This window comes from Rossellomorea sp. ABR4_012 (genome assembly GCF_056159545.1).
In genome coordinates this window covers 1,771,755-1,783,554 of the sequence record NZ_JBSWVK010000001.1, presented here as the reverse complement: position 1 = coordinate 1,783,554, position 11,800 = coordinate 1,771,755, and the positions used below count along the sequence as shown (strand labels likewise).

Annotated in this window: 13 protein-coding genes; 2 read left to right on the top strand and 11 right to left on the bottom strand. The window is 42.8% G+C overall.

Features of this window, described 5'->3' with window-relative positions:
- Positions 1–2 precede the first annotated feature (2 nt).
- From spoIIIAD to ACXAFV_RS08680, 8 genes are all read right to left on the bottom strand, one after another.
- The gene (spoIIIAD, locus tag ACXAFV_RS08715; protein ID WP_098151200.1) at positions 3–395 is read right to left on the bottom strand and encodes a stage III sporulation protein AD; all 393 of its coding nucleotides are present in this window, start codon (positions 393–395) and stop codon (positions 3–5) included.
- A 14-nt stretch (positions 396–409) separates the two neighbouring features.
- Complete coding sequence (gene spoIIIAC, locus ACXAFV_RS08710) at positions 410–616, bottom strand: stage III sporulation protein AC (protein WP_006838772.1); 207 nt, start codon at positions 614–616, stop codon at positions 410–412.
- Between the two features lie 66 nt (positions 617–682).
- Positions 683–1,198, bottom strand: a complete 516-nt coding sequence (gene spoIIIAB, locus ACXAFV_RS08705; protein ID WP_475125770.1) for a stage III sporulation protein SpoIIIAB — start codon at positions 1,196–1,198, stop codon at positions 683–685.
- Positions 1,199–2,122, bottom strand: coding sequence for a stage III sporulation protein AA (gene spoIIIAA, locus ACXAFV_RS08700; RefSeq protein WP_475125769.1), 924 nt, complete (start codon positions 2,120–2,122; stop codon positions 1,199–1,201).
- Between the two features lie 213 nt (positions 2,123–2,335).
- Positions 2,336–2,893: an elongation factor P gene (efp, locus tag ACXAFV_RS08695; RefSeq protein WP_475125767.1), complete on the bottom strand. Its 558-nt coding sequence runs from the start codon at positions 2,891–2,893 to the stop codon at positions 2,336–2,338.
- Between the two features lie 39 nt (positions 2,894–2,932).
- Positions 2,933–3,997 carry a M24 family metallopeptidase gene (locus ACXAFV_RS08690; RefSeq protein ID WP_475125765.1) on the bottom strand — a complete coding sequence of 355 codons (1,065 nt, stop codon included), beginning with the start codon at positions 3,995–3,997 and terminating at the stop codon, positions 2,933–2,935.
- A gap of 4 nt (positions 3,998–4,001) precedes the next feature.
- Positions 4,002–4,448 carry a type II 3-dehydroquinate dehydratase gene (gene aroQ, locus ACXAFV_RS08685; protein WP_475125764.1) on the bottom strand — a complete coding sequence of 149 codons (447 nt, stop codon included), beginning with the start codon at positions 4,446–4,448 and terminating at the stop codon, positions 4,002–4,004.
- A gap of 91 nt (positions 4,449–4,539) precedes the next feature.
- Positions 4,540–5,097 (bottom strand): YqhR family membrane protein, encoded by a 558-nt coding sequence (locus ACXAFV_RS08680; protein ID WP_475125763.1) that lies wholly within the window; start codon positions 5,095–5,097, stop codon positions 4,540–4,542.
- 308 nt (positions 5,098–5,405) lie between these two features.
- Between ACXAFV_RS08680 and ACXAFV_RS08675 the strand changes: the two genes are divergently transcribed.
- The gene (locus ACXAFV_RS08675; protein WP_475126105.1) at positions 5,406–5,786 is read left to right on the top strand and encodes an SA1362 family protein; all 381 of its coding nucleotides are present in this window, start codon (positions 5,406–5,408) and stop codon (positions 5,784–5,786) included.
- Positions 5,787–5,820: 34 nt separating this feature from the next.
- Here the strand turns inward: ACXAFV_RS08675 and ACXAFV_RS08670 are convergent, their stop codons facing one another.
- From ACXAFV_RS08670 to ACXAFV_RS08660, 3 genes are all read right to left on the bottom strand, one after another.
- Positions 5,821–6,702, bottom strand: a complete 882-nt coding sequence (locus ACXAFV_RS08670) for a patatin-like phospholipase family protein (protein WP_475125761.1) — start codon at positions 6,700–6,702, stop codon at positions 5,821–5,823.
- Between the two features lie 637 nt (positions 6,703–7,339).
- Positions 7,340–9,904: a vitamin B12-dependent ribonucleotide reductase gene (locus ACXAFV_RS08665; RefSeq protein ID WP_475125760.1), complete on the bottom strand. Its 2,565-nt coding sequence runs from the start codon at positions 9,902–9,904 to the stop codon at positions 7,340–7,342.
- A gap of 348 nt (positions 9,905–10,252) precedes the next feature.
- Entirely contained in the window at positions 10,253–11,089 is an 837-nt protein-coding gene (locus ACXAFV_RS08660; RefSeq protein WP_475125758.1) for a lipoate--protein ligase family protein, read from the bottom strand.
- Positions 11,090–11,288: 199 nt separating this feature from the next.
- On the opposite strand from ACXAFV_RS08660, the gene ACXAFV_RS08655 reads away from it, so the two are divergent.
- On the top strand, positions 11,289–11,672 hold the full coding sequence (locus ACXAFV_RS08655; protein ID WP_446243577.1) for a rhodanese-like domain-containing protein: 384 nt from the start codon (positions 11,289–11,291) through the stop codon (positions 11,670–11,672).
- The last annotated feature ends 128 nt before the right edge of the window (positions 11,673–11,800 follow it).

The window sequence follows — 11,800 nt, the reverse complement described above, 5'->3', positions numbered from 1 at the left end:
TCTTATCCGGTTGGAATCATATTGATGATTGTTTCAATGATCACTGTCAGGATCGGCACGGCCATTGCCAGAATCAAAATCTTGCCTGCAAGCTCTACCTTTGCAGCAATCGCACCCTGACCCGCATCTTTCGTGATATGAGAAGCAAATTCCGCTATGTAAGCGATGCCGATTATTTTCAGGATCGTTTCAACATAGACAAGATTTACGTTTGCGTTTGCCGCAAGCTTCTCCAGCATATGGATGATGGTATAAATCTGGTCGATTAAAAACAGGAATATGGAGCAGCCGACAAATACGATCAGCAAAAAGGCAAAGTTTGGCTTTTGTTCTTTTACTATTAATGCAAGAAAAGTGGATACAAGGGCGATACCGACAATTTGGATGATCTCAATCGCTGACTCCCCCTTTACCCTTGGAATAAAAAGACGGATTTGATCTTTTGGAACAAATCATCCACGATGGATGCGACCATAAAGAGGATATAGATAAAGCCAAAAAGTGTGACCCATTGTGCGTATTCTTTTTTGCCGACTTGATCTAAGATGGTGTGCAAAAATGCGACGACGATACCCACCCCCGCTATTTTAAAAATAATATCCACATCGATTCCCATAAATTTCCCTCCTGATCTAATTGACTCGCACATTGTGGGTTAAACACGGACAGGGCCGTCTATTCTTTAAAGCAGCAGGATGATAAGAAGAAGACCTGATAAAAATCCAAGGCTCTTCGTCATTTTTTCATATTTTCTTTGTCTTTCCACTGCTTCTGCCTCTTCTCTTTCCAAGTGTTTCAAAGCCAAGTGAATGTGTTTTTGCTGCGTGATTAAATCATGTTTTCCTAGGTTTTCACCGAACTGCTTAAGAATTTCATATTCTCCTGATTTAAATGCCGTAAGCTTCCATACTTCATCCAGACTGTCTTCCCATGCTTTTTTCACTGAGATTTCCTGTTCAGTCAACTTCTTTGAAAAATTTTCGAAAAACCAAGAGACCGGCTTCTGGAGCTGTTTAGATATTTTTCTTGTGGCTTCATGAAGAGGTGTGTGGCTGTAGGTTATTTCAGCCTCCAGGGATTGAAGTGCCACTTTAAGCATACGGAGCTGCCGCGGTCTTTCTGTCAGATACTTCGAGACCTCAAAACCTGCCCATGAAGTAGAGAGAAGAATGAAAATCGCACCTAAAATTTTTATCATTTACGTCACACTCACTTTGTTCAATAGAGATTCTCCATGCTCATTCCAAACTTCAGACACTTGTCCAGGATCTGTTTCTCTATTAAGCTCAATGAATCGTTCAATACTCTGCATTCCGATAATATCTCTGATGACAGGTCTCTTTTTCACTTCCTCCAAAGAAGCCCCGTGTGTTGTCATCATCAATGTAATGCCTGCATTGACCGCTTCTTGAATGGCCTGGCCGTCTTCTGTACGGCCTATTTCATCGATGATCAGGACATCAGGGCTCATGGAACGTATCAGCATCATCATGCCTTCGGCTTTTGGACAAGCATCAAGGACATCGACTCTCGGACCAAATAAAAGCTGCGGAACCCCGTTCACACAGCCTGCAATTTCGGAACGTTCATCTACGATCCCTACTTTATAGGGAGGGATATTCCATTCACGGTCACCTGTTGATATGATTCTCGCAAGGTCTCTTAACAGAGTGGTTTTTCCTGTTTGGGGAGAGCCGATGATCATCGTGTGCTTCCAGTTCCCTTTATAAACGAACGGCAGGAGCGGCTGAGCGATTCCGATTTTTTGCCTGGCAATCCGGATATTGAAGGATGACAGGTGGCGGATCCCTTTCACAGTACCGGACTCTAGAATGACTTTTCCGGCAAGTCCCACCCGATGTCCCCCATCTATAGTGATGTAGCCTCTCTTGAGTTCTTCCTCAAGTGTATAAAAAGAATGATGGGATAGTTTATTTATCAGTTGTTCAGAGTCTTCCGGCGTGACATTGTATGGAAGAAAGTAAGGTTTACCTCTTGCCGTGACTTCCAATACCCTGTTGGTACGGACTCTGATTTCTTCGGTTGTATCCAGAACGGCTTGTGGAAGGGACAGGATTCTTTCAGATATTGTGCTGGGTAGCAGGGCTAGAACTTCTTGCATGAATGTACCTCCTCATCTATTTCCACCGGGCTTGGGTCATTAAGAGCGTACAAGCCCCTAGATAATACAATGTATTCTGCTGAAAATAGAATATGACAATAAGTTAAAGGCCCGTCCCTCGATGATTTAAAGCGGTAAAGAATAAGGAATAATAAAAAGCCTAAACAGAGTGGTATCTGTTTAGGCTTTTGGATTATGTTTTCATGTATGTTATTAACCGCGGGAAACGTACGAACCGTCAGTCGTATTGATGACGAGTACATCTCCTTCGTTTACGAAGAATGGTACGTTTACAACTAATCCTGTTTCCACTGTTGCAGGTTTAGATCCACCAGAAGCAGTGTCCCCTTTGATCCCTGGCTCAGTTTCCGTTACACTCAGTTCAACTGTATTCGGAAGTTCAACTCCAAGAGTCTCTCCTTCATACATCATGATTTGAACTTCCATGTTTTCTTTTAGGAACTTCAACTCATACTCGATTGAACCTGCCGGTAATTCGATTTGCTCGTAGCTTTCGTTATCCATGAATACGTGCATATCGCCGTTCGCATAAAGGTACTGCATTCTGCGGTTATCAATCTGGGCTTTTGCTACTTTCTCACCAGCGCGGAAAGTCTTTTCCTGAACTGCGCCTGTGCGAAGGTTACGAAGTTTAGAGCGGACGAATGCTGCTCCTTTTCCCGGTTTAACATGTTGGAAGTCCATAACTCTCCAAATCCCATTATCCACTTCAATTGTTAAACCTGTACGAAAATCATTTACTGAAATCATGTTTGTTCCTCCTATTGTCAATTAGACCTCTTGCAAGGACTAAAATGGTAGAATGATTAGATCTTTAGTTGAGTGAGTTAATGTTTCATTGGAATCCTCGGTGATGAGTGTATCGTCTTCAATACGTACACCGCCGACTCCAGGTACATACACTCCCGGTTCAACCGTTACAATCATACCAGGCTCAAGTACTACTTCAGAACGTGAAGAAAGACCAGGTCCCTCATGAACCTCAAGACCGATTCCATGTCCTAAAGAATGTCCGAAGCAGTCACCATAACCTTTTTCTGTTATGTAATCGCGGGCAATCGCATCTGCTTCTTTACCTGTCATTCCAGGCTTGATTTTCTCCATAGCCAGGAGCTGTGATTGAAGGACGACATCATAAATCTCCTTAAGCTTTTCACTTGGCTCACCTACAGATATAGTACGAGTCATGTCAGAACAATATCCTTTATAGTATGCACCATAATCCAATGTAACAAAATCACCTTTTTCAATGACTTTATCACTTGCTACTCCATGAGGCAGAGCAGAGCGGTTTCCTGATGCCACTATGATATCAAAAGATGAAGAAGCGGCACCCGCTTTCCTCATGAAAAATTCCAATTCATTAGACACTTCCAGTTCTGTAACGCCCGGTTTGATAAAATCTAATATGTGCTTGAATGCTGCATCCGCTATGTCAGCCGCATCCTTAATTATCTTAAGCTCTTCAGGTGTCTTAATCAAGCGTAACTTTTCAATCGTACCAGCTACAGGGACGAGTTCAGCCTCTAGTACTTTCTGATAGCTCTCAAATGCACTGTATGTCATATAGTTTTTTTCAAAACCGAGTTTTTCAATTCCCAATTCCTTGACTTGTTTTGCCACTTCTTCCTGAATCGGACCCGTGTGCTGGACAATTTCATAACCCGCTGCCTGTTCCGCTGCCTGCTCGGTATATCGGAAATCAGTGATGAATAATGCCTTGTCCTGTGATAATAGGACCACACCTGACGAACCGGTGAAGTTCGTCATATAACGACGGTTGTATGTACTTGTAATCAACATCCCGTCTATACCGCTTTCAGAAAATGTTTTACGTAATCGTTCAATCTTCATCCCCTTACACTCTCCCTTTTATGTAATTAATGATTGCGTCCAAGGCTAATTCATATCCGTAAAGTCCCAAACCGACGATTTGACCGATCGTTTCCGCCGCGATGACGGAATGATGCCTGAAACTTTCACGCTGATGGATATTCGAAATGTGGACCTCAACGACAGGTACTGATACAGAAGCTACCCCATCTCTTAAAGCGTATGAGTAATGAGTATAAGCACCTGGATTCAAGATGATGCCTCCATACCCTTCATCCTCAGCTTTATGGATATAATCAATTATTTCACCCTCATGATTCGATTGAGCGGATAGTAACTGATAGCCTTTCTCTTCTGCTTGTCCCTTCAGTTTCGTTTCTAATTCCTGAAGTGTGGTGTGACCATAGATTTCAGGTTCACGTTTTCCTAATCTGTTTAAATTCGGGCCGTTTAATAATAATATTTTTTTCATAGATAACCCCTAAAAAAATAGAATGTTCAACATGAACATTCTAACATAAACCTTTTACCTATACCTACTAAATTATCTGATAACAAGAAGGTTATGGAACTACTTCCCCCGTCTTTTCCTTTTGTTCCTGATGTCTCAGCTCATTCTCTTCATACGATATCGAATATCCGGTGAACACTCCATATAGAATATAGATACACACTGTTGTAATCAGAGTATGATAATCGATTGCCGTCAAGGCCTTCATGCTCGGGAAAAGAGGTTTTAACAATAAAAATACGGCTAAAAACAATACAATCCCATACCCAGCGCCTACCCACATCGACTTAAACTTCCGCAGGACCCCGTAATAGACCAGTGCTGCACCGATGGAAATGATGCCATAGGCTAAAATGGATAAAGCAATCCCTATCCAGCGATCCTTCCAATCTCCAACCGCCCAAGGCTCGAAAATAATATTGGGTTCGATCTTGGTAAAGGAAAAATAATAACAAAGATACGCAATGGCACTCCATAATAAACCTCCAATAAAGCCTGTCACCACCACCATCCCTATGAACGACATTGGTTTTTCACTTTTATTCTGTTCCAGTTCAGGGTTGGATTGGTCACCTTTCACTTTCTCCGGTTGATTATTATCTTCGGACATCTTGAACACCTCCGTTCATAGTATGTCCCAATGAACCAAACACTTGCATAAAATTCCTTTTCAAGTAAAAATTCATTTTTCAACATTTCCAATCCGCAGTCTGGCTCTTTTTGAGAATTTTTAGTAAAATACTTTATAAGGATGGTTATATCATTCACCATGTTTATTGGAATATGATTAAGTGAATATGTTACCTATAACCCTAGAATCCCCACACCTGAAAATCTATCCAAAACGACGATTAAAAACAATATATATTGTCTAAAATAATAATATAAAGGTTTAAAGAACGATTGAATCGTAAGGAGGTGGCTTTGTTGAACGCTCGCAATATCTTGGTATTCACCTTGATTGTATTAGCGATTGTAGGATTGGGATCATGGCTGATTGGAAATCCCCTTGGACTTCTTCGAAAAATACTCGTCACTGCAGCCGTTATCGGCATCATTTACTTTATTTACCGCAGATGGTTCAGCCATAGACGTGGTGCTGGCAGCAACGAACAAAGAGCGTTTCTTAAAGCAGCCAAACAATCAAAAAAGAGACTAAAGAAAAAATCGACCGCTAAGACCCAAAAACCCACTGTTTCTCCGCTTTCAAAAAAGCGTGCCCACCGAAAAAAATCAAGTGCGAACTTAACGGTCATTGAAGGAAAAAAGAATAAAAAAAACAATCGGGCCTCCTTTTAAAATGAGCGCCCGATTGTTTTTTACCTGAGAAATCTTAATAAGTCCATTGTTTCAAAAAAAGTTCTCCCTGAAATTTCCCCATTTGAAACAACTCACTCCTTCTTTCTTTAGATAATTCAAACTCAGTCGTCTGTACCCCTTCTGTTGGTATAAAAATAATATTCTTCTCATGCTTTCTTGAAATATAACGTGAATCATGAGCGTCTTTCATTGTCTGGAAAAGGGCACTGTATAACTCGATAGCATTTTTAATTTTATTCTTTGGCCGTTCGAGTGAATTATGACTCAGTTTCACTCCGATGACCGGCCGGACTTTTTTTACATTTTCTCTGTCAAACAGCCACATCGGAAAGTTACTGAGGACCCCTCCATCCACAAGTAAACTTGTGCCCTCGAGTGAACGCAGTTTCACAGGCTCAAAAAAGTACGGTAGACTTGCACTCATCCTGATGGCCCTGGCAACCGGGAATGTTTGAGGGGAAATCCCGTACTTCTCCAAATCATCAGGCAATACAAGAAGCCTTCCGTTTGATAAATCGGAGGCGATGACTCTCAGAGATTTTTCAGGAAGGTCAGCGAAAGTGTAGATCCCTCGTGCTTTAAGTTTTTGTTCGATCCAATTCTCAAGAGCTATTCCTTTGTACAATCCTAACCGATAATAGATTCTAAACCACTTAATAACGGGAATTGAAACGACTGCATTGGTATCCAATACCTTCTTGATATCCATTTCTACCATAATATCTTTCAACTCATTGCTTGAGTATCCAGCTGCAATAAAGGCTGCTATAATGGCGCCGGCACTTGTTCCTGCCACCCTCTTGAACCGTAACCCTCTTTCTTCAATTGCCTGGTAAGCACCTATCAAAGCGAGCCCTTTTACCCCTCCGCCAGAAAATACTCCATCGATGTCCACAGGCTCCACTCCTTCAAAGCTGTTTATACATCTTTAATTTGGATAAGTGGAATTTAGAACAAGAAAAGCGGAAGTGGGCGTTTTGCTCCCTTTGAAAAATATTCTTCGGCTTTAGAGGCGCTTTTTGCCTCAAAAGACGAAGGTTAATTTTCAAACGGGAGCAGACACTGGAGCTGGACACTAGAAAAGCGGAGGCGGCTCGCTCAGGCCCGACAAGCATAAGATGAATTGGCCAGGAAGGCGCCTTTTGCCTTCTTGGTCAATTTATCTTATGACCTCGAGGGACTAGCCGCCAGAGCTGGACATTAGAAAAGCGGAAGGGCTTTGCTCAGAGGCGGTTGGCATAAGACGAATCGGCCATGAAGGCGTTCTTTGCCTTCTTGGGCGGTTTGGCTTATGACATGTGCCTCTAATGCCCTGCAGCTGGACATTAGAAAAGCGGAGGCGGCTTGCTCAGGCCCGACAAGCATAAGATGAATTGGCCAGGAAGGCGTCTTTTGCCTTCTTGGACAATTTAGCTTATGACCTCGAGGGACTAGCCGCCGGAGCTGGACACTAGAAAAGCCCGGAAGGGCTAGCCGGTATCCACGCACAAAAAAAAGAAGAGGAACAAGTCCCCTTCCTTTTCAAAATCAGCTTACAGGCCGCATTTCAGCTGTGCACCACAGTTGGTACATGTATTGCAGCCGCCCATGTCCTTTACGGTACCTTTACGGCAGACAGGGCATGTATTCCCAACTTCAGACCCGATGGTCACATCTGTTGAACGCACATCCTGTATAGTATCCAACAGCACGATTGGTTTGTTTTCTGTTTTTACTTCCTCTTGGACATCCTCTTCGTCAAAACTGTTTTCTTCTGCTTTCAGCGTTAGGACCTGCGAGTCGCGGCTGCCATCAACGTAAACGGTACCGCCTTTCGCTCCGCCTTTATATAGGCGCTCATACACTTTTTGTACCTCTTCGACAGTATATCCTCTTGGAGCATTTACCGTTTTGGAAATGGAGCTGTCGATCCAGTTCTGTATGACGCACTGAACATCGGCATGTGCTTCCGGTGCAAGATTCATTGAAGAAATGAACCATTCCGGCAGGTCATTTGCATCGGCGTCAGGATTACGTTTCAGATAATCTTCCACGATATCCGCTTTTACCTCAATAAATTTACCAAGGCGTCCGCTTCTGTAGTACGTGAACGAGAAGTACGGCTCAAGTCCGGTAGAAACGCCAACCATCGTTCCAGTAGATCCAGTAGGCGCAACCGTCAATAGGTGAGAATTGCGGATACCGTAAGTTAGAATATCTTTCCTTACATCCTCAGGCATCTTTTTCATGAAGCCTGTGTTGGTAAAGGCTTTTCTGAGTCTTTCTGTCTCTTCTTCCGTTTCACCTGTCAGGAACGGGAAGCTTCCTTTTTCCTTCGAAAGTTCAACGGAAGCGCGGTAAGCCGTTGTAGCGATGACCTCGAAGACCTCATCTACCAGCTGGTTTCCTTCTTCGGATCCGTATTCTTTTTCACAATAGATAAGAAGATCCGCAAGACCCATGACACCCAGTCCGACACGGCGTTCACCGAGTGCCTGCTTTTTGTTTTCTTCCAGGAAGTAAGGCGTTGCATCGATGACGTTATCCTGCATACGCACGCCGACTTCAACCGTTTTCTTCAGTTTTTCAAAATCGACTGTTTTCGTTTCCTTATCTGCGAATTGAGCAAGATTAACGGCTGCCAAGTTGCAGACGGAAAATGGTGCGAGGGGTTGTTCTCCACATGGGTTTGTTGCAACAACCTTTTGACCGTAAGCTTTAGCGTTTGTCATATCGTTCGCATTATCGATAAAGAAGATTCCCGGTTCTGCAGAGTACGTTGCGCATACATTAATCAGATTCCAAAGTTCTTTTGCTTTGATTTTCCTGTATGTCCTTACTTTATAACCGAGCTTTTCCCATTCTCGTACATCGCCGATATTATGCCATTCCTCGTTATAGTATTTCATTTGTTCGGCATCATAGCTTTCTACGTCAGGGAAGCGCAGTTCGTATACCTCATCTTTCTCTACTGCCTCCATGAAATCACTTGTCAGGCAGACTGAGATATTTGCTCCTGTCAGGAATTCAGGGTTGTGTACACTGTATGTACCACCCGTCCGCAGCTTTTCCTCGGCATTTTTAATGATTTTCTCGTTGAAACCACCGTAGCCTGGTATTTGCTTATAGTTGATGATTCCCTGATACATCGCTTCTTCCTGCTCTGTCAGCGGAGTGAATTTCAATTTATCTTCTGCAGCCTTTTTGATATTTTCATCTTCTGTGTTTTCTAACAGATAACGCAGGATGCGCGGATTTTGCATTTTAGAGATGATGAATTCGATAATATCAGGGTGCCAATCTGATAACATGATCATTTGTGCCCCACGTCTTGATCCGCCCTGCTCAACCAAATGAGTCAATTTTGCAATATCATCCAGCCAGGATACAGAACCCGAGGATTTACCGTTGACCCCTTTTGCCAGTGTGTTGCGGGGACGAAGAGTCGATCCGTTCGTTCCGACACCGCCGCCTCGGCTCATGATTTCCATGACCTGTTTGCGGTGCTCTGAGATCCCTTCGCGGGAATCCTGCACGAATGGCATCACATAACAATTGAAATAGGTAACGTCCGTCCCTGCGCCTGCTCCGTATAACACACGTCCTGCAGGTACGAAATGCAGATTGACAAGTTCATGATAAAACTTTTCGAACCATTCTTGTTTCTTTTCAGGAGTTTGTTCTACTTCTGCCAGGCCTGTTGCGTTTCGCTTTGCAATTTGTTCATAGTAGACTTCCAATGGTTTTTCAATGACATCCAGTGTACGTGTCACTACGCCCGTTTCAATTTCATGCGGTTTATCGATCGCACTTCTGTATTCCTCTTCGATCCAGACGTCCGCTTTTTTGTTTTCCCAATCAATGGCTGTAATGAAGCCCAGCCCCCTGGCAGGGAATTTTGGATCTTCCTTGATTGTCAATACGACAAAGTCGCCTGCTGATAGAGTGATCTTCTCAGTATCTTTGAAAGAATAGCGGTCAATCATAACCAGTCGGGATACACCTTTATGTGTGGTTTTCATATCCGGGGTGATGGGATGTACTTGGGGGAACAATCCGATATCCTGATTCAATCTTTCTTTGTTCAATTTCATCGTTTTCTTCGACGCAACAGTCATATAGACAGCTCCTTCTACCTTCAATATTTCATGTATCATTTTTTAGCTTGTTTTACTTTAACAATTAATACGTTATCACAGGCTCATTCCAAAATCAATAAATAAACACAATATATGGTGTGTAATATATTTTTCGACACACCATATATTGTGTTGAGGTCAGATTTTTATTTATTTGTCAAACTCCCAATAAGCAGAAAATAATAGAAAACCGGAGAATCTCATAGATAATATTCTTATTTTAAACGGAAATCTATTAATTTGAGAGTTGCCAAACTTTCATATTCAGAAATAGTTGGTAAAATAGGAAAAAAGCGACACGCATCGCTTTTTTCGAAACAAAATTTTTTAACGTTTAAAATTCCACTCATCTGATTCATATCGGGTTTTGGCCAGGTTCTCTACATATTGTGTTTCTTCCTCCGAGAGGACATAGGGCTCAAGATGTATATCCAGGCCATCTTCAAAACCTCTCTTGAATGCTTCTTTTGCCATGTCCATCGTGATTCTTTCTGATGAAATCTCATTCATGGCAACGGCTTTATTTTTGAACGCTTTTTGCATACGCTCCTTTACCCGTTCGGAAGGGTACTTAAACAGGCTGAAAAGCTTATCTTCATCCAGGTCCAGCAGGATGGATCCGTGCTGAAGGATGACCCCTTTTTGACGTGTCTGTGCACTCCCCGCAACCTTTCTGCCTTCCACTACAAGTTCATACCAGCTCGGTGCATCAAAGCAGACGGCGGAGCGCGGGTTTTTCAGTCCTTCCCTCTCTTCAGCTGTTTTAGGGACAGCAAAGTAGGCTTCAAGTCCAAGGCCTTGGAATCCCTTTAGAATCCCTTCCGAAATGACTCTATATGCCTCCGTTACGGTTTTAGGCATTTCCGGATGTTCCTCGGACACAATGACACTGTAAGTGAGCTCCTCATCGTGAAGAACGCCTCTTCCTCCGGTCGGCCGCCTTACAAAGCCCAGTCCATGTTCCTTCACGGCATCCATATTGATTTCCTTTTCGACTTTCTGGAAATAACCTACAGAAAGTGTCGCCGGATCCCATCCATAAAAACGGATCGTCGGAGGAATTTTCCCTTCACTGTGCCAATCAAGGAGCGCTTCATCCAGCGCCATATTATATGAAGGGGAGCAATTGCCTGAATCGATAAATCTCCAAATTTCTTTTGACATTTTACATACCTCTTTTATTTATCAGCTTCTATCATCACTATGTATTCAATCCGTTACTAGTCTACCAAATCCTCTTCCAAAAACAAAGAAAAACAGATTGGAAAGTCTTTGCTTTAAATAGTAAATTTCTTTTGATTCTGACTTAAATGATGAATATAATAGTAGATAGTGCATTTGAAGAAAGGAGCATGAAAGCAAGATGGATGGTTTATTTATACTTTTAGTCGTACTTGGCGGAATCATCGCTTATTCCCTATTTACGTACTTCAATCAAAAAAGAGTCGTCAACACATTGACAGAGGAAGAGTTCAAAGCCGGCTACCGAAAGGCTCAGCTGATCGATGTGCGCGAATCCAATGAGTTTGACAATGGTCATATTCTTGGAGCCCGCAATATCCCTCTTTCCCAAATGAAAATGAGACAAAAAGAGATCCGCAATGATCAGCCTGTATACTTGTACTGCCAGAGCGGAATGAGAAGTGCACGTGCAGCACAGATGCTTCACCGCAAAGGCTACCGTGATCTTCACCAGCTGCAAGGCGGATTCAAGAAGTGGACAGGTAAGATTAAGCATAAAAAATAAAGAAAAGCGGAGGCGGCTTGATCAGCCCCGACAAGCGTAAGATGAATGGGCCGGGAAGGCGTTTTTTGCCTTCTTGGTCCATTTAGCTTATGACCTCGAGGGGCTAGCCGCCGGAGCTGGACAATTCC